General features: G+C 60.3%; 25 protein-coding genes. 11 read left to right on the forward strand and 14 right to left on the reverse strand.

The window, feature by feature from the left end; translation table 11 throughout:
* Positions 1-51 precede the first annotated feature (51 nt).
* From P3G59_RS00310 to P3G59_RS00335, 6 genes are all read right to left on the reverse strand, one after another.
* Entirely contained in the window at positions 52-834 is a 783-nt protein-coding gene (locus P3G59_RS00310) for an N-acetylmuramoyl-L-alanine amidase (RefSeq protein ID WP_277760003.1), read from the reverse strand.
* Between the two features lie 101 nt (positions 835-935).
* A complete protein-coding gene (locus P3G59_RS00315) occupies positions 936-3,005 on the reverse strand; it encodes a diguanylate cyclase (protein ID WP_277760004.1) in 2,070 nt (689 codons plus the stop codon).
* Positions 3,006-3,881 carry an endonuclease/exonuclease/phosphatase family protein gene (locus P3G59_RS00320; protein ID WP_277760005.1) on the reverse strand — a complete coding sequence of 292 codons (876 nt, stop codon included), beginning with the start codon at positions 3,879-3,881 and terminating at the stop codon, positions 3,006-3,008.
* 14 nt (positions 3,882-3,895) lie between these two features.
* A complete protein-coding gene (locus P3G59_RS00325; protein ID WP_277760006.1) occupies positions 3,896-4,537 on the reverse strand; it encodes a thiol:disulfide interchange protein DsbA/DsbL in 642 nt (213 codons plus the stop codon).
* 200 nt (positions 4,538-4,737) lie between these two features.
* Positions 4,738-5,349 carry a c-type cytochrome gene (locus tag P3G59_RS00330; RefSeq protein ID WP_277760008.1) on the reverse strand — a complete coding sequence of 204 codons (612 nt, stop codon included), beginning with the start codon at positions 5,347-5,349 and terminating at the stop codon, positions 4,738-4,740.
* 43 nt (positions 5,350-5,392) lie between these two features.
* On the reverse strand, positions 5,393-5,683 hold the full coding sequence (locus P3G59_RS00335; protein WP_038365005.1) for a c-type cytochrome: 291 nt from the start codon (positions 5,681-5,683) through the stop codon (positions 5,393-5,395).
* A 191-nt stretch (positions 5,684-5,874) separates the two neighbouring features.
* Here P3G59_RS00335 and yihA point away from each other — a divergent pair, with 191 nt between their 5' ends.
* Positions 5,875-6,516 carry a ribosome biogenesis GTP-binding protein YihA/YsxC gene (gene yihA / locus P3G59_RS00340; RefSeq protein ID WP_007911767.1) on the forward strand — a complete coding sequence of 214 codons (642 nt, stop codon included), beginning with the start codon at positions 5,875-5,877 and terminating at the stop codon, positions 6,514-6,516.
* A 351-nt stretch (positions 6,517-6,867) separates the two neighbouring features.
* On the opposite strand, the gene polA is transcribed toward yihA, so the two are convergent.
* The gene (gene polA / locus P3G59_RS00345) at positions 6,868-9,672 is read right to left on the reverse strand and encodes a DNA polymerase I (RefSeq protein WP_277760009.1); all 2,805 of its coding nucleotides are present in this window, start codon (positions 9,670-9,672) and stop codon (positions 6,868-6,870) included.
* A 74-nt stretch (positions 9,673-9,746) separates the two neighbouring features.
* Between polA and P3G59_RS00350 the strand changes: the two genes are divergently transcribed.
* Positions 9,747-10,043, forward strand: coding sequence for a DUF2782 domain-containing protein (locus tag P3G59_RS00350; protein WP_122593142.1), 297 nt, complete (start codon positions 9,747-9,749; stop codon positions 10,041-10,043).
* A 61-nt stretch (positions 10,044-10,104) separates the two neighbouring features.
* On the forward strand, positions 10,105-11,058 hold the full coding sequence (locus P3G59_RS00355; RefSeq protein ID WP_277760010.1) for a homoserine kinase: 954 nt from the start codon (positions 10,105-10,107) through the stop codon (positions 11,056-11,058).
* A gap of 92 nt (positions 11,059-11,150) precedes the next feature.
* Here the strand turns inward: P3G59_RS00355 and znuA are convergent, their stop codons facing one another.
* Positions 11,151-12,071: a zinc ABC transporter substrate-binding protein ZnuA gene (znuA, locus tag P3G59_RS00360; protein WP_277760011.1), complete on the reverse strand. Its 921-nt coding sequence runs from the start codon at positions 12,069-12,071 to the stop codon at positions 11,151-11,153.
* Positions 12,072-12,137: 66 nt separating this feature from the next.
* Here znuA and P3G59_RS00365 point away from each other — a divergent pair, with 66 nt between their 5' ends.
* The 4 genes from P3G59_RS00365 to P3G59_RS00380 are packed head-to-tail and all read left to right on the forward strand — an operon-like array spanning position 12,138 to position 14,937.
* On the forward strand, positions 12,138-12,620 hold the full coding sequence (locus P3G59_RS00365) for a Fur family transcriptional regulator (protein WP_277760012.1): 483 nt from the start codon (positions 12,138-12,140) through the stop codon (positions 12,618-12,620).
* Positions 12,620-13,405 (forward strand): zinc ABC transporter ATP-binding protein ZnuC, encoded by a 786-nt coding sequence (gene znuC, locus P3G59_RS00370; RefSeq protein ID WP_277760013.1) that lies wholly within the window; start codon positions 12,620-12,622, stop codon positions 13,403-13,405. Before P3G59_RS00365 ends, znuC begins: the two co-directional genes overlap by 1 nt.
* Positions 13,398-14,186, forward strand: coding sequence for a zinc ABC transporter permease subunit ZnuB (gene znuB, locus P3G59_RS00375; protein ID WP_150595857.1), 789 nt, complete (start codon positions 13,398-13,400; stop codon positions 14,184-14,186). Before znuC ends, znuB begins: the two co-directional genes overlap by 8 nt.
* 37 nt (positions 14,187-14,223) lie before the next feature.
* Complete coding sequence (locus tag P3G59_RS00380; protein ID WP_277760014.1) at positions 14,224-14,937, forward strand: PA5502 family lipoprotein; 714 nt, start codon at positions 14,224-14,226, stop codon at positions 14,935-14,937.
* 83 nt (positions 14,938-15,020) lie between these two features.
* On the opposite strand, the gene katE is transcribed toward P3G59_RS00380, so the two are convergent.
* Positions 15,021-17,162: a catalase HPII gene (gene katE, locus P3G59_RS00385; protein ID WP_277760015.1), complete on the reverse strand. Its 2,142-nt coding sequence runs from the start codon at positions 17,160-17,162 to the stop codon at positions 15,021-15,023.
* Between the two features lie 260 nt (positions 17,163-17,422).
* On the opposite strand from katE, the gene P3G59_RS00390 reads away from it, so the two are divergent.
* The 3 genes from P3G59_RS00390 to P3G59_RS00400 all read left to right on the forward strand — a co-directional run bounded on the left by P3G59_RS00390 (position 17,423) and on the right by P3G59_RS00400 (position 19,951).
* Entirely contained in the window at positions 17,423-18,430 is a 1,008-nt protein-coding gene (locus P3G59_RS00390) for a methionine ABC transporter ATP-binding protein (protein WP_277760016.1), read from the forward strand.
* Positions 18,430-19,104 (forward strand): methionine ABC transporter permease, encoded by a 675-nt coding sequence (locus tag P3G59_RS00395; RefSeq protein ID WP_277760017.1) that lies wholly within the window; start codon positions 18,430-18,432, stop codon positions 19,102-19,104. The genes P3G59_RS00390 and P3G59_RS00395 overlap by 1 nt, the downstream gene beginning before the upstream one ends.
* Before the next feature lie 76 nt (positions 19,105-19,180).
* Positions 19,181-19,951, forward strand: coding sequence for a MetQ/NlpA family ABC transporter substrate-binding protein (locus P3G59_RS00400; RefSeq protein ID WP_277760018.1), 771 nt, complete (start codon positions 19,181-19,183; stop codon positions 19,949-19,951).
* A 296-nt stretch (positions 19,952-20,247) separates the two neighbouring features.
* Here the strand turns inward: P3G59_RS00400 and P3G59_RS00405 are convergent, their stop codons facing one another.
* The 5 genes from P3G59_RS00405 to P3G59_RS00425 are packed head-to-tail and all read right to left on the reverse strand — an operon-like array spanning position 20,248 to position 24,159.
* Positions 20,248-20,883 carry an SCO family protein gene (locus tag P3G59_RS00405; protein WP_007911741.1) on the reverse strand — a complete coding sequence of 212 codons (636 nt, stop codon included), beginning with the start codon at positions 20,881-20,883 and terminating at the stop codon, positions 20,248-20,250.
* A complete protein-coding gene (gene cyoE / locus P3G59_RS00410) occupies positions 20,880-21,779 on the reverse strand; it encodes a heme o synthase (protein ID WP_277760019.1) in 900 nt (299 codons plus the stop codon). The genes P3G59_RS00405 and cyoE overlap by 4 nt, the downstream gene beginning before the upstream one ends.
* A complete protein-coding gene (locus P3G59_RS00415; protein WP_277760020.1) occupies positions 21,767-22,846 on the reverse strand; it encodes a COX15/CtaA family protein in 1,080 nt (359 codons plus the stop codon). The genes cyoE and P3G59_RS00415 overlap by 13 nt, the downstream gene beginning before the upstream one ends.
* Before the next feature lie 10 nt (positions 22,847-22,856).
* A complete protein-coding gene (locus P3G59_RS00420) occupies positions 22,857-23,453 on the reverse strand; it encodes a hypothetical protein (RefSeq protein WP_277760021.1) in 597 nt (198 codons plus the stop codon).
* On the reverse strand, positions 23,419-24,159 hold the full coding sequence (locus P3G59_RS00425; protein ID WP_277760022.1) for an SURF1 family protein: 741 nt from the start codon (positions 24,157-24,159) through the stop codon (positions 23,419-23,421). The genes P3G59_RS00420 and P3G59_RS00425 overlap by 35 nt, the downstream gene beginning before the upstream one ends.
* Before the next feature lie 71 nt (positions 24,160-24,230).
* Here P3G59_RS00425 and P3G59_RS00430 point away from each other — a divergent pair, with 71 nt between their 5' ends.
* Positions 24,231-24,434, forward strand: a complete 204-nt coding sequence (locus P3G59_RS00430; RefSeq protein WP_007911731.1) for a twin transmembrane helix small protein — start codon at positions 24,231-24,233, stop codon at positions 24,432-24,434.
* Positions 24,435-24,442 lie beyond the last annotated feature (8 nt).

The raw sequence follows: 24,442 nt of genomic DNA on the forward strand, positions 1-24,442 counted from the left end.
TGAGTTATAGCTGCTGATTGCAATTTCGCCCTGACCGTCGGGCGGGCGTCATTATTTTGTCTGATTGAGTACCAGCAATAGCGCGGCTGTTTGCGCATCTGGCGTGCCATCGAAGCGCGAAGGGCGGAAGTGCATCTGGAACGCCGCAAGGACGTGGCGCGTGGCGACGTCCAGCTCGCCGGTCTGCGGTGTGTCATAACCCAAGTGCGCCAGTTGCGCCTGAAACCAGCTGATGCTCGGCAGTTCGCTGCTGTTGAGCAGCATTTGCTGGCGCGCCACTGCCTGTTCGTTCGGCCAGACGCCCAAGCCTTCGGCAGCGAGACGTTTCCACGGGAACAGTGGCCCCGGATCAAGTTTGCGCAGCGGTGCGATGTCGCTGTGACCGATGATGTGGCGCGGGCTGATGCCGTTGCGTTTGCTGATGTCTTTGAGCAGGGCGATCAACGATTGGATCTGCGCCTCGCTGTACGGATACCACAGACGCCCGGTCGGCGTGTCCTTGAAGCCCGGATTGACGATTTCGATGCCGATCGAGCTGGAGTTGAGCCAGGTGCGCCCCTGCCATTGGCTTTCGCCGGCGTGCCAGGCGCGTTGGTTTTCATCCATGAGTTTGTAGACGGTACCGCCCTTGTCATCGCCGATCAGGTAATGGCTGCTGACCTCGCCGTGGGTCAGTAATTGCAGCGAGCGCTCCAGTGAGGCCGACGTGTAATGGACGATCACAAACTGGATGCGACTGTCGTAATTGGCCGAAGGATGGCTGATGTCGTAATGCGGGCTGCTGGAGCAACCGGCCAGAACGAGCAGCGACGCGAGGAAGGCAAAGAATTTCATGGCAGAAGGCAGTACACGCAAGACAGTAATGCAACAGTGTAACGTACTGCCTTGCGTCTCGACGGTCAGCGGGCGGATTTAAACAAAATGGAACAATTTGCTCAGCCCAGCTCGACCCGGTTGCGTCCTGCATTTTTTGCGCGGTAAAGCGCCTGATCGGCTCTTTTCAACACCAGATCACTGTGTTCTCCGGCACGAAATGTCGCCAGGCCCATGGAAATGGTGATCGTCACCCGCTCACCCTTGAAGTGGAAAGGGCAGGCTTCGATCGCTGCGCGCAGCGTTTCCAGGAGCTTGGCGCCGACCGCAGGCGGGGTGGCCGGCAGCAGCAAGACGAACTCCTCACCGCCGAAACGGGCAATGAAGTCAGATCCGCGCAGGCGTTTGCGCAGCACCGTGGCAATGATTTTCAGCACCTTGTCGCCAGCCAGATGGCCGTAGTTGTCATTGATCCGTTTGAAGTGATCAAGGTCGAGCATGGCCAGGCTCAGCGTGTTGCCGTGCTGCTGCCACTGCTTGATTTCATGCTCGAGGCGCTCGCTCCACGCGGCGCGGTTGGGCAGGCCGGTGAGTGGGTCGATCAAGGCTTTCTGGCGCTGTTCTTCGAGGTGCTCGCGGAATCCCTGGGCTTCCTGCTCCATATGCGCCACGCGTTCGGACAGACCTTTGAGCCGCGCCGCCACTTCCTGCTCGCGGGCGTCGCGCTGCTTCTGGTGCTGATCCATGGTGCCGAGCAGGCCTTCGAGATGGTTTTCCAGCACTTGCTTGAGGTCGTCCAGGTCGGCGGCTTCCTGCATGCTGGTCTGCAAGCCGTCGACTTGCTCGCGGATCTGCGTGTCCATGGCCCGCGCCGCCGAACTGTTGTCGGCGTGGCCGTCGCTGGCAGCTTGCAGATTGCTCTGGAACGCTTCGAGGCGTTCGTTGAGTTGCTGCAGATAAGCTTCGAATTCGTGCTGGCCGCTGTCGGTGATCGCCAGCATCAATGTTGCAAGATCGTCGAGGATCGGGATCAGTTCGTACCAGTTCAACCCGTGTTTGAGCCGCTCGCGCATAGCTTCGGCTTGCGGGCGGTGGCGTTCAGGCAGGGTCAGGTCGTCGAGGAGACCGATGAGGGTGTCTTCGATGTGCTTGGCCACCGAACTGTAGGACGGCTCCGGGGAATCTGGCAGGGCGAACAGGATGTCGTGCTCGGATTGATCCGGATCGATGGCGGCCAGCGCCTGCGCGATGGGTTCGGGCAGCGGCAGGCTATCGAGGATCAGTGGCGATGTATCACCGGGGTGAATCAGTTCATCAGGATTGATGGCGGTAAGCGTGGTTGGAGTCTGAGCGGGAGCCGGGGCGAAAACAGGCTCGGGTTCGAAGCGCTCTGCTTGAAGCTCAATCGGGTCACTGCTGCCTTCGCTGCCGACCGTGGGTGGCACGAAGGCAACCACTGCTGCCGATTCCAGTTGAGTCCGGGCGTCTGGCATTGTTGTTTCGACAGGCGCAACTGCTTCGCTGGCAGCCGCTGCCATCACGGGTTCAATCGTCGCGACAGGGGCGGGCTGTGCGGTTTCTGCTGCGGGTGACGGTGCGGCAAGCGGTTGCAGCGGTGGCGCGGCTTGAAGCGGCGCGGGTGATTCTGTCGCTGGGGCTTCTTCGCTGTCGCGGCTTCCGAACAAACGCTGCAACAGACCCGGGCGCCCCGGCTCTGCCGGAGTGTCCAACTGACTTAATGCCTTACCCTGCAAACCGCTGAGCTCACTCAGCAGCAATGGCATTTCCCGCGCCGAACCAACGCGGCTATCCAGTTGTTTGGCGAACTTCTTCAAGGGCTGGGCGACTTCACGCGGCAGCGGCAACGCCTGCAACTGGGTAACCAGCGAGGTCAGCGCGGTGCTGACCTGATCGATGCGGGTTTCGCGGCGTTGCTCGGAATCGAGCACGGCTTTTTCCAGGCGCGGCAGGAGGGCGGCGAGGCCGGCGTCCATGTCGTCGGTGCGCACCACGTCGCGCATCTCTTTCATGCACTGATCAACGACTTTATCGGTGCCTTCAGCCGCCAGCGTGCTGCGCACCAGGCCGCGACGCAGCAAGTCGAGCCTGGCGGCCCAGCGGCGTTCGAGTTTGTCCTGCTGTTCGATGCTTTTGAGGTACTTCTCTTTCCAGCGCTGGGCGTCGTCGCTCATTCAGGGGTTCCGCGAGGGGGCAGGACTCAACGCGGGCAATGCATCGGCCGTGAGCGAACCCGGCAGACGAATCTCTACCGCGACCGGCAGGTGATCGGAAATCGGTTGTGCCAGCACTTCGACCTTTTCCAGGGTCAGGGTCGGGCTGAGCAAAATATGATCAAGGCAACGCTGTGGACGCCAGCTGGGGAAAGTCGCTTCCACTTGTGGCGCCAGCAGGCCGAGATCGCGTAACGGGGAGTGTTGTAGCAGATCGCTGGCGTGGGTGTTCATGTCGCCCATCAACACCTGGTGTTTGTAACCGCCGATCAGCTCACGAATGTAGCCCAGTTGCAGGCTGCGCGTGCGCGCGCCGAGGGCCAGGTGCATCATCACCACCACCAGCGCGTCCGGGCCTTCGCCGAAACGCAGCAGAATCGCACCGCGACCTTTAGGGCCGGGCAACGGGTGATCTTCAATCGCCCACGGGCGCAGGCGACTGAGCACGCCATTGCTGTGCTGGGCCAGTCGACCGAGGTTGCGATTGAGTTGTTGATACCAGTAGGGAAAGGCGCCGAGATGGGCCAGATGTTCGACCTGATTGACGTAGCCCGAACGCAGGCTGCCGCCATCGGCTTCCTGCAGGGCGACCAGATCGAAGTCGCGCAGCAGGTCACCGATCTTTTGCAGATTGCCTGAGCGTCCGTTGTGCGGCAGCAAGTGCTGCCAGCTGCGGGTCAGGTAATGCCGATAGCGCTCGGTACTGATGCCGACCTGGATGTTGAAACTGAGCAAGCGCAGACGCTGGTCTGCGGGCAGGCCCGTGGACTCCAGGTGATGCTCGTTGACCTGCGGATCATGCAGGCCAACGATGCGTTCAGACTTCCAGCGGCGCATGGCGGTCGCCGCGCTTAGTTGGCAGCAGCCTTGGTTGCCGCTCGCTCTTTGGCGACCAGTTGATCAGCCAGTTTCAAGGCTTCTTCGGCACCACCGGCGGAGCCGATGTCGAAGCGGTATTTACCGTTGACGATCATGGTAGGTACGCCAGTGATTTCATACTTCTTGGCCAGTTCGCGAGCTTTGACGATCTGCCCCTTGATGGCGAACGAGTTGAAGGTGGCAAGGAACTTGTCCTTGTCGACGCCTTGGGTGGCGAGGAAGTCAGCCATTTCTTCCGGGGTGACCAACTTCTTGTGTTCTTTCTGGATCGCGTTGAATACCGCCGCGTGAACCTTGTGCTCGACACCCATGGCTTCCAGGGTCAGGAACATCTGGCCGTGAGCGTCCCAAGGGCCGCCGAACATGGCAGGGATGCGCACGAAGTTGACGTCGGACGGCAGTTTTTCAACCCATGGGTTGATCACCGGCTCGAAGGCGTAGCAGTGCGGGCAGCCGTACCAGAACAGCTCGACCACTTCGATCTTGCCAGGCTCTGCCACCGGCACCGGGTTGGCCAATTCGACATAAGGTGCGGCAGGGGCTTCGGCGGCTTGAGCGGTCACGCCGAACAGGCTGGCAGCGACGAGGGCGGCGCTGATGATCAGATTACGCATGCTTTACTCCTGGACAATTTGGGTCGCCTCGCGCGACCTGTTTTCAGACAGATCCTGGCGGGCATGAGTTCTGTAGTGTAACGGCAGCGGCCACAAAAAAGGGCGGCCAAAGCCACCCTTTTTATACTTGCTGCGACGGATTAATCGAGCGTTAACATTGCAGGAGATGTCCATCCCCTGCAGGGCTTGATCCGTAGCGCTTAGTGCAGACCTTGAATGTAGCTTGCGACTGCCGCGATGTCTTCGTCGCTCAGGCGTTTGGCGATGGTCTGCATGGTCATGGTGTCGCCGTCGTTGGTGCGGCCGCCTTCTTCCTTGCGGAAATCGGTCAGTTGTTTGGTGATGTATTGAGCGTGTTGGCCACCCAGGTGCGGGAAGCCGGCAGCGGCGTTGCCGGCGCCATTCGGCGAGTGGCAACCGGTGCAGGCAGGCAGGCCCTTGGCCAGGTTGCCGCCACGGAACAGGGCTTCACCGCGCGCGACGAGCTTAGGATCGGCGGCGCCAACGCTGCCTTTCTGGCTGGCGAAGTAGGCGGCGATGTCGGCCAGGTCCTGATCGCTCAGGTTGGTCAGCAATCCGGTCATCTCCAGTACAGTGCGCTTGCCTGACTTGATATCGTGCAACTGCTTGGTCAGGTAGCGTTCACCTTGACCGGCCAGTTTCGGAAAGTTTGGCGCCATGCTGTTCCCGTCCGGGCCATGGCAGGCTCCACATACAGCGGCTTTTGCCTGGCCCGCTGCGGCATCACCGGCAGCATGGGCGAAGCCTGAAATTCCCACGGTCAACAGCAGACTCACGATCAATTTGTTCATCAGCTAATCCAACTACGGCTAAGGGTTAAGTTATGGACCGGGTTTACTCGCTCATCCACAGGATGATGGCTTGGTAATCCTCGGCACTGCAGTCCATGCACAAACCACGCGGCGGCATCGCCTTGAAACCCTGGGTCACGTGTTGCACCAGCGTCCCCATACCTTTCGCCAACCTCGGCGTCCAAGCTTCCTGATCGCCTCTTTTGGGCGCCATGGGTAGTTGGCCGGAATGACAGGCACCACAAACACGGTTGTACACAGCTTCCGGATCCTGTGTAGCCTGTGCGCTGTAAAGCGGCATCAAGACTCCGGCAGCCAGCAGCCATTTCGTCATAAAACGACCTTTTCAGGGTTGAGAGCGTTCTGCGTTCTAATGCGCAATCAAGGTCTGTCGCTCTCGTGAACTTCATCCTTCGCTGGGACAAAGCACACACAAAATCTGCGGCATTATATACTGGCGTCACTGAAACGGAAGCGACACCGCGTTCCGCGCCCAATCCCGGCGCCGCCCACATCGGAAATCCCATGCAACTCAAGAATCCCATCCTCGGCCTGTGCCAACAGTCCACATTCATGCTCAGTGCCGCCAAAGTCGATCAATGCCCTGACGACGAAGGCTTCGAAGTGGCGTTCGCCGGGCGTTCCAACGCCGGTAAATCCAGCGCACTGAATACCCTGACTCACGCCAGCCTGGCGCGCACCTCGAAAACTCCGGGGCGCACACAGCTGTTGAACTTCTTCAAGCTAGACGAAGATCGCCGTCTGGTCGACCTGCCGGGCTACGGTTACGCAAAAGTACCGATCCCGCTGAAGATGCACTGGCAGCGTCACCTTGAGGCTTACCTCGGTGGCCGCGAGAGTTTGAAGGGGCTGATTCTGATGATGGACATCCGTCATCCAATGACCGACTTCGACCTGCTGATGCTCGACTGGGCGGTTGCCGCCGGCATGCCGATGCACATCCTGCTGACCAAGGCCGACAAACTGACCTACGGCGCAGCGAAGAACACCCTGCTCAAAGTGCAGTCGGAAATCCGCAAAGGTTGGGGTGATCTGGTCACCATCCAGCTCTTCTCCGCGCCAAAACGCATGGGCCTGGAAGAGGCCTACACTGTATTGGCCGGCTGGATGGAACTGGCAGACAAAGGCGCCGAGGCGGCTGAGTAAACAGGGATTAGAAAATTGGCTGGGGTGCGTTCAGGCTGGCTTTCAACGCAGCCTGAGCGTGCCACAGCCGATTTTTGGGCAAAAAAAGCCCCGGATTTCATTGGGGAGGGAGAAATTCCGGGGTTTAAGTTCCGAACCGCTAGGGCGGGGTTCAGATATCTGCCAACACTTAACACAACATAGGAGCATCGAAGGGCTTCACCAGCCATTCAGTATCTCTGAGTAGTGTCCTTCCAGATTAGTTCAGATTTTTTTCAAAAAGCTTTGGAATAATCCCAAGCGCTTTTCGAAATAAGCCGGTTTTACGGGCTTGCCGCGACAACAGGTCGCGGCTGACCGCTTTCAAATGGCTCAGTGAGCCTCATCCCAATTGTTGCCGACACCCACTTCGACCAGCAGCGGCACGTCCAGTTTCGCCGCTTCGCTCATGTGCAGGCGAATCTCGGCGCTGACCTGCTCGACCAGATCCTCGCGAACCTCCAGCACCAATTCATCGTGTACCTGCAGGATGACTTTGGCGTCCAGGCCGGACGTCGCCAGCCAGTTATCTACCGCGACCATGGCTTTCTTGATGATGTCGGCAGCCGTGCCCTGCATCGGCGCGTTGATCGCCGTGCGTTCGGCGGCCGCGCGCTCCTGCGGCTTGTTCGAGTTGATTTCAGGCAGATACAGACGACGACCGAAGAACGTCTCGACATAACCCTGATCCGCCGCCTGCGCGCGGGTGCGATCCATGTACTCGCGCACCCCCGGATAACGGGCGAAGTAAGTATCGATGTAAGCCTTGGCAGTCTTGGTGTCGACGCCGATATCCTTGCCGAGCTTCTGCGCGCCCATGCCGTAGATCAGACCGAAGTTGATCGCCTTGGCGCCACGGCGCTGGTCGGAGGTCACTTCATTGAGTTCGACCTTGAACACTTCGGCAGCGGTGGCGGTGTGCACGTCCAGATTGTTGCGGAAGGCGTTCATCAGACCTTCGTCCTTGGACAGGTGCGCCATGATCCGCAGTTCGATCTGCGAATAGTCCGCCGCCAGCAGTTTGTAGCCTTTTGGCGCGACGAATGCCTGGCGGATACGGCGGCCTTCAGCGGTGCGTACCGGGATGTTCTGCAGGTTCGGGTCGCTGGAGGACAAACGCCCGGTCGACGCCACAGCCTGATGATACGAGGTGTGGATACGGCCGGTACGCGGGTTGATCTGCTCTGGCAGGCGATCGGTGTAAGTGCTTTTCAGCTTGCTCATCGAGCGGTGCTCCATCAGCACCTTCGGCAAGCGGTGATCGTCTTCAGCAAGTTTCGCCAACACTTCTTCGGCGGTGGACGGCTGACCCTTGGCAGTCTTCTTCAGCACCGGAAGACCGAGTTTCTCGTAGAGAATCACACCCAGTTGCTTCGGCGAGCCAAGGTTGAATTCTTCCCCGGCGATCTCGAACGCTTCGCGCTCCAGCGCCACCATTTTGTTGCCCAGTTCGATGCTCTGGATGCCGAGCAACTCAGCGTCGACAAACGCGCCTTGGCGTTCGATGCGCGCCAACACGGGCACCAGCGGAATCTCGATGTCGGTCAGCACGCTGGCCAGACTCGGGATGGCGCTGAGTTTTTCGAACAAGGTCTGGTGCAGACGCAGGGTGATGTCGGCGTCTTCGGCAGCGTACGGCCCGGCCTGTTCCAGGGCGATCTGGTCGAAGGTCAGCTGTTTGGCGCCTTTGCCGGCTATGTCCTGGAAGCTCACGGTGGTGTGATCCAGATACTTCTGCGCGAGGCTGTCCATGTCGTGGCGGGTGGCGGTGGAGTTGAGCACGTAGGACTCAAGCATCGTGTCGAAGGCAATGCCGCGCACGTTGATGCCTTGGCTCTGATCGCCGCCGATGGCGCAGTTGGCCAGGATATTCATGTCGAACTTGGCGTGCTGGCCGACCTTGAGCTTGCTCGGGTCTTCGAGGATCGGCTTGAGCGCGCGCAGCACGGTGTCGCGATCCAGCTGCTCCGGCACGCCGATGTAGGAGTGGGTCAGCGGGATGTACGCGGCTTCGTTGGCCTGCACCGCGAACGACAGGCCGACCAGTTGCGCCTGCTGCGCGTCGATGCCGGTGGTTTCGGTGTCAAAGGCGAACAGCTTGGCGTTGTTGAGTTTTTCCAGCCAGACGTCGAAGCGCGCCTGATCGAGGATGGTTTCGTACGCAGCTTCAGCGGGAGCGGCAGGCGCTTCTTCCGCTGGCGCGCTGAACAGATCGCCGGCCGGTGCAGGCTCGCTGGCCGCGCTCAGTTCCAGCCGCTTGGCGTCGCGATCCAGATCGTTGATCCAGCTTTTGAATTCCAGCAGGGAGTACAACTCGTAGAGCTTGGCCGGGTCTTCTGCGCCCATCTGCAAATCATCGAGTTCTATGTCCAGTGGCACGTCGACCTTGATGGTCGCCAGTTGATAGGAGAGGAACGCCATCTCCTTGTGCTCTTCAAGCTTGGCCGGCAGGGTTTTCGCGCCGCGAATCGGCAAGGTCGGGACGATGTCGAGGTTGGCGTACAGCTTGGTGAGGCCGCCGTTGACCCCGACCAACAGGCCGGAAGCGGTCTTCGGGCCAATGCCCGGAACGCCTGGAATGTTGTCGGACGAATCGCCCATCAGCGCCAGATAATCGATGATCTGCTCCGGTGCGACGCCGAATTTCTCCTTCACGCCTTCCACGTCCATCGAACTACCGGACATGGTGTTGACCAAGGTAATGTGGCCGTCGACCAGTTGCGCCATGTCCTTGTCGCCGGTGGAGATGACCACCGGACGATCCGCCGCCGCGCTGCTGCGGGCGAGGGTGCCGATCACGTCGTCGGCCTCGACGCCTTCCACGCAGAGCAGCGGGAAACCGAGGGCGATCACGCTCTGGTGCAGCGGCTCGATCTGCACGCGCATGTCGTCGGGCATGCTCGGGCGGTTGGCTTTGTATTCGGCGTACATCTCATCGCGAAATGTCCCGCCCTTGGCGTCGAACACCACGGCGAACGGACTGTCCGGGTACTGCTTGCGCAGACTCTTGAGCATGTTCAGCACGCCTTTGACCGCACCGGTCGGCAGGCCTTTGGAGGTGGTCAGTGGTGGCAGCGCGTGAAACGCGCGGTACAGGTAAGACGAACCGTCCACCAGGACGAGGGGGGCTTGGCTCATGAGCAGGATCAACCTTTTCGGCGGGTCCGGCGCTAGAATAGCGGGACCGTTGACGACAAAGGGACAAGGTTATCATGCGTACGTTAAATCGCTTGCTGCTGGTCGGTCTGATTGCTGCCTCACCATTGGCCGCGATGGCGGCGGATGATGCGCCGGCCTCGGAGCCGGAAGTTACCATCAACACGCACACGGAAGGCGACAAGGTCATCCAGGAATACAGCCGCAGTGGCTTCGTGTATGCGATCAAGGTCACACCGAAGGGCGGCAAGCCCTATTTCCTGGTGCGCGCCGATGGTTCGGATGCGAACTACATTCGCTCCGACCAGCCGGATATGCTGATTCCGTCGTGGGAAATCTTTACCTGGAAGTAAGTTTCCCGACTTTTAATCGGCGTCGCCTGATAGCGACGCCTGAACTGAGCAGTTTTTAACCATGTCTGTGTTCACTCCCCTGGCTCGGCCCGAGCTGGAAACCTTTCTCGCCCCTTACGGGCTTGGCCGTCTGCTTGATTTCCAGGGGATCGCCGCCGGCAGCGAAAACACCAATTTCTTTATCAGCCTGGAGCAGGGTGAATTCGTCCTCACCCTGGTCGAGCGCGGCCCGGTGCAGGAGATGCCGTTCTTCATCGACTTGCTCGATGTGCTGCATGAGGCCGATTTGCCAGTGCCTTACGCACTGCGCACCACCGACGGCGAGGCGCTGCGTGAGCTGAAAGGCAAGCCGGCGCTGTTGCAACCGCGCCTGTCCGGCAAGCACATCAAGCTCGCCAATGCCCAGCATTGCGCGCAGGTCGGCGAGTTGCAGGCGCACTTGCACTTGGCGACTCAGGGCGAGCGCATGATCAAGCGCAAGACCGATCGTGGTCTCGACTGGATGCTGGAAGAGGGCACGGCGTTTCTCTCGCACCTGAGTGACGAGCCGCGCGCCTTGCTGCAAAAGGCCCTGGATGAAATCACCGAGCGCAAAGAGAAGATTCTTGCGCTGCCTCGGGCGAACATTCATGCCGATCTGTTTCGCGACAACGCGATGTTCGAAGGCACGCACCTGACCGGGCTGATCGACTTCTACAACGCCTGTTCGGGGCCGATGCTGTACGACGTGGCGATAGCCTTGAACGACTGGTGCTCGGACGAGGACGGTTTGATCGATGGGCCGCGTGCCCGCGCATTCCTTGGCGCCTATGCAGCATTGCGCCCGTTCACGGCAGCCGAGGCCGAGTTGTGGCCGACGATGCTGCGTGTGGCCTGTGTGCGGTTCTGGTTGTCGCGGTTGATCGCGGCGGAGCAGTTTGCCGGGCAGGACGTGTTGATTCACGATCCGCAGGAATTTGAGCTGCGGTTGGCGCAGCGGCAGAGCGTCGGTATTCATCTACCGTTCGCGCTCTAAGATCAAAAGATCGCAGCCTTCGGCAGCTCCTACATTGGATTGATGTACACCCCTGTAGGAGCTGCCGAAGGCTGCGATCTTTTTCTATGGGGCTACAGAGATTCCAGGCATCCCGCCAAATCATTGCCCAATTTTTCCAATACTTGCTCATAACCTTGAGCCGTTGCCGGGGTGTACCCGCCCAACGCATCCAGCTCAGCCAGTTTCACCGGCAGGCCTGCCACCAGTGTCTCGGCCAGGCGCGGCCGCAACGGCGGCTCACTGAACACACAGGTCTTGCCCACTTCCTGCAACCGCTTGCGCATCGCCGCGACGTGCTGCGCGCCCGGCTGCACTTCGGCGGCCACACTGAAAACGCCGGTGTGCTTCAGGCCATAAGCCTCTTCGAAGTAATCAAACGCCTCGTGAAAGACGAAGTACGGTTTGCCTTCAACACTGGCCAGACGCTTCTTCAACCGCTGATCCAGCGCATCCAGACGCTCATCGAACGCCTTGGCATTGCTCTGATAACGCGCGGCATTCGCCGGGTCGGCAGCGCTCAAGTCAGCCGCCATCTTGTCGGCAATGACCCGCGCGTTCACCGGCGACAGCCACAAATGCGCATCCAGCGTGCCCGGGCGGTGATCGTGATCATGCTCGTCGGCATCTTCGGCGTGGGAATGACTGTCTTCAGCAAAGCGCCGCAACTTCATCCCCGGCAAATCCTGCACGGCGACGCTCGGCAGCGTGCGACCATTCAGCACGCGCGGCAGGAAACCTTCCATGTCCGGGCCGATCCAGTAGAGCAGATCGACCGATTGCACCTTCCGTACGTCGGATGGCCGCAGCGCGTAATTGTGCGGCGAGGCACCCGGCGGCAGCAGCACTTCGGGAATCGCTACGCCGTCCTGTACGGCCGCTGCAATCAGCTGCAACGGTTTGATGCTGGTGAGGACTTTGACCTCGGCCTGAGCCGAAACGATCAGCAGAAAACTGGCGACAAAAGCCACAAAAACAGAAAAAAGTCGGGACACGATGACCACTCAAGGAGGCGAGAACGGGTAACATAATAACGTCTCTATCAAAACTCGTCGCCGCCCATGCCTATTACACCGATTGCCAGCCGTCCCCACGACCACTCTCATTGCGTGCACAGCGCTTTGTCCGAGGCCGATACCTTGTGCGCCCAGAAAGGCTTGCGCCTGACCGCGTTGCGCCGCCGGGTGCTGGAATTGGTGTGGCAGAGCCACAAACCGCTGGGCGCCTACGACATTCTCGCCGTGTTGAGCGAGCAGGACGGTCGCCGCGCTGCGCCGCCCACCGTGTACCGCGCACTGGATTTCCTCTTGGAAAACGGCCTGGTGCACCGCATCTCCTCGCTCAACGCATTCGTCGGCTGCGTACACCCGGAACACGCGCATCAAGGCCAGTTCCTGATCTGCCGCGATTGCCACGCCGCCATCGAACTTGAGCAGAAAGTGATCAGCGACGCGATCATCGACAGCGCCAGGGACGTCGGCTTCATCGTCGAAGCGCAGACCGTCGAAGTCGTCGGCCTGTGCTCCGGTTGCCAGGGGGCTTGATGAGCAACGCGCTGATTCGTCTGGAACAGGTCGCCGTCAAGTTTGCCGGACAGGCCGTACTGGACAACATTGAGCTGAGCGTCGAACCGGGACAGATCGTCACCCTGATCGGTCCCAATGGCGCCGGCAAGACCACGCTGGTGCGCGCTGTGCTCGGGTTGCTCAAACCGGACAGCGGCAGTGTCTGGCGCAAGCCGAAACTGCGCGTCGGTTACATGCCGCAAAAGCTTCACGTCGACCCGACCCTGCCGCTGTCGGTGCTGCGCTTCTTGCGCCTGGTGCCGGGTGTCGATCGTCCGCGTGCGCTGGCCGCGTTGAAAGAAGTCGGCGCCGAGCACGTTATCGACAGTCCGGTGCAAAGCGTTTCCGGCGGTGAAATGCAGCGCGTACTGCTCGCTCGCGCGCTGCTGCGCGAACCGGAACTGCTGGTGCTTGATGAGCCGGTGCAAGGTGTCGACGTCGCCGGCCAGGCCGAGCTGTACAGCCTGATCACCCGTCTGCGCGATCGCCATGGTTGCGGCGTGTTGATGGTGTCCCACGATTTGCATCTGGTGATGAGCACCACCGATCAGGTGGTCTGCCTCAACCGTCACGTCTGCTGCTCCGGGCATCCCGAGCAGGTCAGCGGCGATCCGGCATTCGTCGAGCTGTTCGGCAAGAATGCGCAGAGCCTGGCGGTTTATCACCACCATCACGATCATGCTCACGACCTGCACGGTTCGGTCGTCAAAGGGCCGGTTATCGGCCAACCTCACGTTCATGGAGACAACTGCAAGCATGGCTGATTTTCTGTTGTATGCCCTGCTTGCAGGTCTGGCGTTGGCGATCGTTGCAGGTCCGTTGGGTTCGTTTGTGGTCTGGCGCCGCATGGCTTATTTCGGCGACACGCTGTCCCACGCCGCGCTGCTCGGTGTGGCGCTGGGCTTTTTACTGGATGTCAGCCCGACCGTCGCGGTGACGGTAGGCTGCCTGTTGCTGGCGGTGCTGCTGGTCACGCTGCAACAGCGTCAACCGCTGGCGTCTGACACGCTTTTGGGAATTCTCGCACCGAGCACGCTCTCTCTCGGCCTGGTGGTACTAAGCTTCATGCACGAAGTACGGATCGACCTGATGGCCTATCTGTTCGGCGACCTGCTGGCGATCAGCCCGACCGACCTGGCGTGGATCCTCGGCGGCAGCGCGGCGGTGCTGGTGTTGCTGGTGACGCTATGGCGGCCATTGCTGGCGATCACCGTGCATGAAGAGTTGGCCAGGGTCGAAGGCCTGCCGGTCGCGGGTCTGCGCATGGCGCTGATGTTGTTGATCGCGGTGGTGATCGCCGTGGCGATGAAAATCGTCGGTGTGTTGCTGATTACTTCACTGTTGATCATCCCGGCGGCTGCGGCACAGCGTCACGCCCGCTCGCCGGAGCAGATGGCACTGGGCGCGAGCCTGCTGGGCATGCTCGCCGTGTGTGGCGGGCTGGCGCTGTCGTGGTTCAAGGACACCCCGGCCGGGCCGTCAATCGTTGTGACGGCGGCCGCACTGTTTCTGTTGAGTTTTGTTCTGCCCCGTCGTGGGGTGTAGACTTGGCCGCTTTTTGCGCAAATAGAGAGTCGCAGGAATGAAGCCGTTCGCCTCCCGTTATCTGCTCCTTGTCGCATTTTCAGTGCTACTGGGCGCCTGCCAAAGCACGCCGCCGGTGGCCGAAGTCCCCGATGCGCGGGCTACGGCCATCGCACAGCTGGAGCAAAGCCTGGCCAGCAGCGAACTGGCCACCGCCGAAGATCAATTGGCGGCTTTGCAGAAAGAAACTCCAAACGACCAATCCCTTGAGCAATACCAGCGGCAGCTTGCCGAAGCGTATCTGCGTCGCAGCCAGATCGTGCTGCAGAAGGGTGATGTGAATGCAGCGGCCACGGCGTTGAGCCGTGCTCGTGCGTTGATGCCGAAAGCCCCGGCGCTGACCGGTGGCGTCAATGGCGCAATCACCGAAGCGCGCAAGGCCGAGCTGGAAAAGGCGGAGGCCGCGTTGCTGGCAGCCGAGGCCAAGCCGAAAGCCAAGGTCATCGACCCGACCGCTGAAAGCACCACGGTTGCGCTGAACATCACCGATAGTCGCAAACTTCGTCGTCAACTGGATGCGATCGCCGCTGATGTGGTGAATTACGAATGTGCAGTGACCATTCAGGCGCCGCGCACCAATGATTACCCTTGGCTGGCGACTCTGCTGAGCAAGCGGGTGAAGAAGCTGAACCCGGATTTCGATCTGAAGATTGAGAAGCAGGTCGTGCGCACCGTGCCAGCGCAGATGGTCTTGAGTCCGCGTAAACCGTAAAAAAGATCGCAGCCTGCGGCAACTCCTGCATGGGCTTGAGATACACCCTGTAGGAGCTGCCGAAGGCTGCGATTTTTTGCTTTTTACGCAGGAATGGCCTTGGCCTTAGGCTCCCGAGCCCAAACCCGATGCTGCCCGATCGCCGCAAAGAATGGCTTGGTCAGCGCACCAACATCCTTGCCCTCCAGCAACCCGGCATCCGCCTCCAGCTTCAAAACGTCCAACAACTGCTTGGCTTCGCCCTGAAGTGCAATCGCCTTCAGATGCTTGTATGCCTCCAGCACGTAATGCAGAGCCACACCGTCGCCGCTCAACGCCTTGACCGACGCCGCACCACCCGGCACGAACACCGCATCAAAGATCACTGACGGCATGCCTTCCATTGAGGCATCCACCGGCAATGATTTGCCGTCGGCGGTTTTCACCGGTGCCGATGTTGGGCCGAGCAACTTCGCATGCGCACCTTCAGCCGCCAATGCCTTCTTCATCGCATCAATCGCCGCACCATCGACGCCGTTAGCAGCAAGAATCGCCACTTTTCGCGTCTTGATGTTTTCCGGCAGCAGGTTGGCCTGGCTCAACGAAGGCGAGTTGTCGAAGGAGGTTTTGCGCACCTCGACCGTGCCTTTGCTCGGTGCGGGCAGGCCCAGATTGGCCGCTACACGCTTGGCCAGTTCCAGATCGATGTTGGCGAGAATCTCGTTCACTTCCCGCGCACGGATGAACTCGCGCTCCACCTTGCCTAATTCGAAGCTGTAGGCGGCGATGATGTGCTCTTTCTCATGGGCACTCATGCTGTTGAAGAACAACCGCGCTTGCGAGAAGTGATCGCTGAACGACTCGCTGCGCTGGCGGATCTTGGCGGCGTCGATGCGTTCCGGATACGTTTCAAAGCCGCCGTCTTGTGCGGCCGGCGGCGTTTCTTTCGGCCAGCCACCGTCAATCGAGTTCGGCTCGTAGGACGCACGACCCTTGTCGATCACCGTGCGGTGCTGCGCATCGCGCTGGCCGTTGTGGAACGGTGCGACCGGCCGGTTGATCGGCAGCTCGTGAAAATTCGGCCCACCGAGTCGGCTGATTTGCGTGTCGGTGTAGGAAAACAGCCGACCTTGCAGCAACGGGTCGTTGGAGAAGTCGATGCCTGGCACGATGTGGCCCGGGCAGAACGCGACCTGCTCGGTCTCGGCAAAGAAGTTGTCCGGGTTGCGGTTCAACGTCATCTTGCCCAGCGGCGTGATCGGCACGATCTCTTCGGGAATCAGCTTGGTCGGGTCGAGGATGTCGAAATCGAAGTCGTGCTCGTTTTCCTCCTCGATGATCTGTACGCCGAGCTCCCATTCCGGGTAGTCGCCCATCTCGATCGCTTCCCATAGATCGCGACGGTGGTAGTCAGTGTCTTTACCGGCAAGCTTCTGCGCCTCGTCCCAGACCAGCGAGCAAGTGCCGGCGGTAGGGCGCCAGTGGAATTTGACGAAGCGCGATTTGCCCTCGGCATTCACCAGCCTGAACGTATGCACGCCAAAGCCCTGCATGCTGCGCAGGCTTTTCGGAATCGCGCGGTCGGACATCGCCCAGATGACCATGTGCGCCGATTCCGGTACCAAGGACACGAAATCCCAGAACGTATCGTGCGCCGAGCCACCGGTAGGGATTTCATTGTGCGGCTCGGGTTTCACCGCATGGACGAAGTCGGGGAACTTGATCGCGTCCTGAATGAAAAACACCGGCATGTTGTTGCCGACCAGGTCGAAGTTGCCTTCATCGGTGAAGAACTTCACCGCGAAGCCACGCACGTCACGCACGGTATCACCGGAACCACGCGGCCCCTGCACCGTGGAAAAACGCACAAACGCTGGCGTCTTTTTCCCCGGATCCTGTAGGAAGCCGGCCTTGGTCAGCGTCGAATGGTTCTCGTACGCCTGAAAGAAACCATGCGCGCCGGTGCCGCGGGCGTGGACGATGCGCTCCGGGATACGCTCATGGTCAAAGTGCGTGATCTTTTCACGCATGATGAAGTCTTCCAGAAGCGATGGGCCGCGGGCGCCCACCTTGAGGGTGTTCTGGTTGTCGGCGATTTTCACGCCCTGGTTGGTGCGCAGGGCCTGGCCGGTGGCGTCGGAGCGAAATTTCTCCAAGCTGTCGAGTTTGGTATTGGTGTTGGCTCGATCCGGGGTATCGGTTCCAGCCAGTTCACTTTTGCCGGTGGTAGGTTTCTTGGTACTCATCAGACGTAAACTCCTCGTTTGACCCCTTTTCAACGGGGACTCTTGAGCGTTTCCGGGCACGGTTACCCAGGGTTTCAAGTCGCTTAACTAGTGACCGATGAGCAGGAACGGGCGTTCCTTTTTTATGACCTTTGATCTTGTTATTGCCAAATCGAAGGTTAATTGAGAAATAAATGCTAAGAACCTCTATACGGACAGGCTAAAATGCGCGCCCGGCTAACCGCTGATCCTTTTCTAACGCGCCCCACAAGGTTCGCTACGTGATCGAGTTTCAAAACGTCCACAAGACTTACCGCGTCGCCGGTAAGGACATTCCCGCGCTGCACCCGACCAGTCTCGCCATCGAGAACGGGCAGGTGTTCGGCCTGATCGGCCATTCCGGTGCGGGCAAAAGTACCCTGCTGCGTCTGATCAATCGCCTGGAAGACTCCAGTGGCGGCAAGATCTTCGTCGACGGCGAAGAAGTCACCGCGCTGGACGCCAATGGCCTGCGCCGTTTCCGCCAGCAAGTCGGGATGATCTTCCAGCACTTCAACCTGCTCGCTTCCAAGACTGTCGCCGACAACGTTGCGTTGCCGCTGACCCTGGCCGGCGAACTGTCGGGCAGCGAGATCGACAAGCGTGTTGCCGAGTTGCTGGCGCGAGTCGGTCTGTCTGATCACGCCAAAAAGTATCCGGCGCAATTGTCCGGCGGCCAGAAACAGCGCGTCGGCATTGCCCGCGCCCTGGCGACCAAGCCGAAGATTCTGCTGTGCGACGAGGCCACCAGCGCCCTCGACCCGCAGACCACCGCGTCGGTCCTGCAATTGCTGGCCGAGATCAACCGCGAACTGAAACTGACCATCGTCCTGATCACCCACGAGATGGATGTGATCCGTCGCGTCTGCGATCAAGTGGCGGTGATGGACGCTGGCGTGATCGTCGAGCAAGGTTCGGTGGCCGAGGTGTTCCTGCATCCGCAGCACCCGACCACCAAACGCTTCGTTCAGGAAAGCGAGCAGATCGACGAGAGCGAACAGCGTGACGACTTCGCTCACGTGCCGGGGCGCATCGTACGTCTGACCTTCCAGGGCGAAGCGACCTACGCGCCGTTGCTCGGTACCGTCGCCCGCGAAACCGGCGTCGACTACAGCATCCTCGCCGGTCGCATCGACCGCATCAAAGACATTCCGTACGGGCAATTGACCCTCGCCGTCACCGGTGGCGACATGGAAGCGGCGTTCGCCCGCTTCACCGCCGCTGACGTTCACATGGAGGTATTGCGCTAATGGAAGACCTGATCAGTTTCTTCACCAATATCGACTGGTACGAAATCTGGCTGGCCACCGGCGACACGATGCTGATGCTCGGTGGTTCGCTGCTGTTCACTGTGTTGCTCGGCCTGCCGCTGGGCGTGTTGCTGTTCCTTTGCAGCCCGCGCCAGTTGCTGGAAAACCGTGCCCTCTATGCGTTCATGTCGCTGGCAGTGAACATCCTGCGTTCGTTACCGTTCATTATTTTGTTGATCGTGATGATCCCGTTCACCGTGCTGATCACCGGCACGTCGCTGGGCGTGGCCGGTGCGATTCCGCCGTTGGTCGTTGGTGCGACACCGTTCTTCGCACGTCTGGTGGAAACCGCGCTGCGGGAAGTCGATCGCGGCATCATCGAAGCGACCCAGTCGATGGGCGCGACCACCCGGCAGATCATCATCAATGCCTTGCTGCCGGAAGCCCGCCCGGGCATCTTCGCGGCGATTACGGTGACGGCGATTACACTGGTGTCCTACACGGCGATGGCCGGTGTGGTCGGCGCCGGTGGTCTGGGTGACCTGGCCATCCGTTTCGGCTACCAGCGTTTCCAGACTGACGTAATGATTGTCACCGTGGTGCTGTTGCTGATTTTGGTGCAAGTGTTGCAGATGGTCGGTGATCGACTGGTCGTGCACTTCTCGCGCAAATAACCGGTTTTATATTGAACAGATGAGCCGGCCATTCGCTGGCAGGTGCCAGACGGGCGCCTCAAAAGGAGTTAGCTGAATGAAAAAACTGATCGCTGCTTTCGCTGCCGTTGCGGCATTCTCGGCCCACGCCGAAACCCTGACCGTTGCCGCTACGCCGGTGCCGCACGCCGAAATCCTCGAGTTCGTGAAGCCGGCACTGGCCAAAGAAGGCGTGGATCTGAAGGTCAAGGTCTTCACCGACTACATTCAGCCGAACGTACAGGTTGCCGAAAAGCGCCTGGACGCCAACTTCTTCCAGCACCAGCCGTACCTCGATGAGTTCAACAAGGCCAAGGGCACTAATCTGGTTGCTGTGACCGGTGTGCACCTGGAGCCACTGGGCGCCTACTCGAGCAAACTGAAGAACATCAGTGATCTGCCAAGCGGCGCCAACGTGGTGATTCCGAACGACGCCACCAACGGCGGCCGTGCGCTGTTGCTGCTGGCCAAGGCGGGCGTGATCACCCTGAAGGATCCGACCAACATCCTGTCGACCGTCAAAGACATCGCCCAAAACCCGAAAGACCTGAAGATTCGTGAACTGGAAGCCGCGACCATCCCGCGCGTGCTGACCCAGGTCGATCTGGCGCTGATCAACACCAACTACGCGCTGGAAGCCAAGCTTGATCCGTCCAAGGATGCGCTGGTGATCGAAGGCAACGACTCGCCTTACGTGAACATCCTCGTGTCCCGTGCGGACAACAAGGACAGCGACGCGATGAAGAAACTGGCTGCTGCCCTGCATAGCCCGGAAGTGAAGCAATTCATTACCGAGAAGTACAAAGGCGCGGTATTGCCGGCGTTCTGATTTTGATTGTTGCAACGAAAAAGGGGCGCATTTAATGCGCCCCTTTTTTTGTCTTGAGTTCGGCTTTAGAGCAGCGGTGAGTCTGCCCCTCACCCCAGCCCTCTCCCGGAGGGAGAGGGGGCCGACCGAGGTGTCCTGCTTTATACATCGACCTGAAAGATATTGGCGATTATGGATTCAAAGCAGGACGTTCAATTCGGCGTAGCTTCGCAATATCCCCCATTCAGTCCCCTCTCCCTCTGGGCGGTCCGACGTTTCGGGAGGGCTAGGGTGAGGGGCTTTTCGCTCTTCAGCTTTTATTTGCGGTTAAGCATCACCGGCAACTGCGCCACCAGTTTGGCGTTATTCAGCGGCGCTCGAATAAACCCGCGCTGCGTCCCGTCCGGCCCGATCACCGCCAGATTGCCGCTATGGTCGACGGTGTAATTCGGCTTACTCGTATCCGCCGGAATAAACGGAATACTCACCGCATTCGCCACCTTCTGCAGCTCTTCAATCGAAGTCGGCGTCAGGCCAACAAACTGCGGATCGAAGTAGCCCAGGTACTGCTTCAACTGCTTCGGGTTATCGCGGTTCGGGTCAACGCTGACCAGCACGATCTGCAACTTATCCACAGCGTCCTTGGGCAGTTCACTCTTGATCTGCCGCAACTGGGCGAGGGTGGTCGGGCAGATGTCCGGGCAGAAGGTGTAACCGAAGAACAGCAAACTCCACTTACCTTTGAGCTCATTGATCGCCACCGGTTTGCCGTCCTGATCGGTCATCGTCACGTCCGGCAGATTGCGGCTCTGCGGCAGCAGGATAATGCCGGCGTCGATCAGCGCCGTGGGGTCGCCCTGGCCCTTGCCGCTCAGCACTTTGTTGACGGTCAGGCCGAGGATCAGCGCGATCACGGCGACGAGGATGAAGACGGTTTTCTGGGTTCGAGTCATAGGTTCAACAGTAAGTAGTGGTCTACGAGCAGGGCGATGAACAGCAGGAACAAGTAATAAATAGAGTACTTGAAGGTGTTGATCGCCGCGTGCGGCCGAGTGCCACGGTACAGCACCATGGCCCATTGCAGAAATCTTGCGCCCAGGGCGAGGGCGCAAATCAGGTAGAGCACGCCGCTCATGTGGATCACGTACGGCAGCAGACTCACCGCCAGCAGCGCGAAGGTGTACAGCAGAATGTGCACCTTGGTGTAGTGCTCGCCGTGGGTGACCGGCAGCATCGGGATGTCGGCCTTGGCGTATTCCTCTTTGCGATGAATCGCCAGTGCCCAGAAGTGCGGCGGGGTCCAGGCGAAGATGATCAGCACCAGCAACAATGGCTCGGCGCTGACGTGGCCGGTGGCGGCAGTCCAGCCGAGCAGCGGTGGGGCGGCACCGGCGAGGCCACCGATGACGATGTTCTGCGGCGTCGCGCGTTTGAGGAAACCGGTGTAAATCACCGCGTAACCGAGCAACGAGGCCAGCGTCAGCCAGGCGGTCAGCGGATTGGTGAAGGTCAGCAATAAAGCCTGACCGAGCAGCGCCAGGATCAATGCAAACGTCAGCGCCGCCGCCGGTGAAACCCGTCCCTCAGCGAGTGGCCGTTTGTGCGTGCGCGCCATCACCGCATCGATGCGCCGATCCACCACATGATTGACCGCCGCCGCACCCCCAGCACACAGGGCAATCCCCAGATTGCCGAACACCAGCACCGTCCACGGCACCCCGGCGCGGGTCGCGAGGAACATGCCGACCAGCGAGGTGATCAGCATCAGCACCACGACTTTCGGTTTGGTCAGCTCCAGATAATCACGCCAGATCGCCTGATGCGGGCGTTCGCCAATCAGAATCGCCACGGCGTTTCTCCTTTAATAATGATGGGCGCGGCCGCGTGTTTACGCGGGCTCAGACGCCAGCGCGCGAGCACCGGTTGTCTGACCCGAACCAGACTGGTGCGCGCGTGGTAATTGACCAGCACCATGGTCAGCAACAGCGCCGCACCGCCAGCGTTATGCGCGACAGCCACCGGCAGCGGCAGATGGAACAACACATTGCTGATACCGAGGGTGATTTGCGCGGCGAGGGCGATCAGCACCAGACCGGCCAGCCGCGTCATGCCGACCACTTTTAATTGCCAGGCCAGACCGAGCAAGACCAACGTCACCAGCAGCGCGCCGATGCGGTGAGTCAGGTGAATCGCCGTGCGCGCATCACTGTCGAGTTGTCCGCCCAGATAGTTCGGGCCGATGTGTTGAGTCAGGTGAAAACCGTTGGCGAAATCCGCTGGCGGCAGCCATTGCCCGTGACACGTCGGGAAGTCGATGCACGCCACCGCTGCGTAGTTGGAACTGACCCAGCCACCGAGCGCGATCTGGCCAATCACCAACAGCAGTCCCGCCGTCGCCCAATACTGCAAACGCTTGGGCACGGTCAGCGCCGGCAGCACACCGGACAATCGCAACGTCAGTAAAAACAACAGACTCAACGTCGCAAAGCCGCCGAGCAAATGTCCGGTGACCACCTGCGGCCAGAGCTTGAGCGTCACCGTCCACATACCGAACGCCGCTTGCGCAAACACCACTGCGAGCAGAAATAGCGGCAGTTTCAACGGCTGCCCCGGATGACGCCGATTGACCCACGCGCGCCCGGCGAGAATCGAAATCAGCAGGCCGAGGGTGCCGGCAAAGTAGCGGTGAATCATCTCGTTCCAGCCCTTGTGCGCCTCCACTGGCGAGTCGGGATAATGCAGTTCGGCATGGGCCAGTTGGGCTTCGCTTTTCGGCACACTGATAAAACCATAACAGCCCGGCCAGTCCGGGCAGCCGAGGCCGGCGTGGGTCAGGCGCGTATAGGCGCCGAGCAGCACCACAATCAGTGCCAGCAGGGTGGCAAACAGCGCGAGGCGAAATCCAGGTTTGGCCATGACGATGCCCTTATCCGATGTTCGACAGTTTCAGCAGGTGACGCAGGTCGTTGAGCAGATCCTTGCCTTTCACATTCGGCTCGTAACGCAGCACGAGGTTGCCGTGGGGGTCGATGATCCACAGCTGTGGCGTGGCTTTGTCGCCAGTCGTTTTGCTGAACACGCCAGCGTCCAGCGGATAGCGTTGCAGCTGTGGATATTCACGGCTCAGCTTGGCCTCGTAATCGGCGCTCACCGGTTGCGCAACGGCGAGGGCATGGCTGGCGCGCCCGGCATCGCGGCCCAGACCGATCTGGATCTGCCGCGCCAGATACACCAGTTGCTGGCAATCCACTGCGCACGCCTGCGGCGCGGTGACCAGCATCTGCCAGCGATCCTCGTCGGCTTGCACGCCAAGGTCGGCGCGGGTCTGGCCGTTGCCGATCAGTTCGCCGTGATAGCTGCGACCCTCCGGTACCCAGAACTGCAATTTGTACATGCCGGTGGCGAGGATCATCGGACCGATCACGCCGAGCAGGATCAGCAGCAACTGAACGCGGCCACGGCGACGACGGGTAGCGGCAGGTTTCGCCTCAGACATGCTGGGTGGATTCATGGCCGTTCCCATGGTGTTTCTCCTTTGCGTTGTGCAAGCCCAAATAGACGTAGAGGCCGAGCAGGGCGGTGGCCATGGCGAACCACTGCACGGCGTAACCGAGGTGTTTTTCCGGACCCATGGCAACCACCGGCCAATCGGCCTCGTAGCTGGCCGGGCCGGGTTCTGCGCGTAATTCGTAGGCGAAGCCGTCGCGATCGAGGGTTTTCCACAGCTTGGCGGGCTCGACGGCGGTGATGGTTTGCGGCCAGGTGTTGCTGACCGGATCAGCGTGAAGTTGAAAAGTAGCGCCGGGGGCGACGTAGACCCAGGCATCGACATTCAGCACATCGGCAGGCGTGGTGAATTGCGGCGGCACACGGCGATCCGGCCATGGCAGCCAGCCGCGATTGACCAGCAGCCACAGGCCGGTGCGTTGATCCTGAAACGGTTGCAGCAACTCGACACCAACTTTGCCGTTACGTTGGCGGTTATCCAGCAGCAGACTGTGCGCGGCATCGAACTGGCCGTGCAGATGAACGCGGCGATAAGCCGGATCGGCACTGTTCAGCAACTCGCTGCTGGCCATCGGTTCAGCCGTGCGGCGTTCGGCGTAACTGGCGAGCAGGGCGGTTTTCTCGGCGCCACGGCTCAGTTGCCAGAAGCCCAGCGCCACCAGCAGAGGCAGCAACAACGCCACCACCACGGTCGGTATCACGCCCGGACGAAAGCGCTTCATGGCTGTGCCACAAAGTCAGTCGTTGCGATCGCTATACTCAACTGCATCGCCTGTCCCCCGGAGTTCTTCCCATGCTCAAAACAGCGATCGTCCTGATGCTGATTGCCACGGTGATCAGCCTGTTCAGCGGCCTGTTTTTCCTGGTCAAGGACGACAGCAGTTCCAATCGCCTGGTCATCGCCTTGAGTGTTCGGGTGGCATTGGCCGCTGCCACCGTCGGCTTGATCGCCTGGGGCTTTTACAGCGGCCAACTGGTGTCGCATGCGCCTTGGTAGCGTTGCTC

Source organism: Pseudomonas sp. A34-9 (assembly GCF_029543085.1).
Taxonomy (GTDB): Bacteria; Pseudomonadota; Gammaproteobacteria; order Pseudomonadales; family Pseudomonadaceae; genus Aquipseudomonas.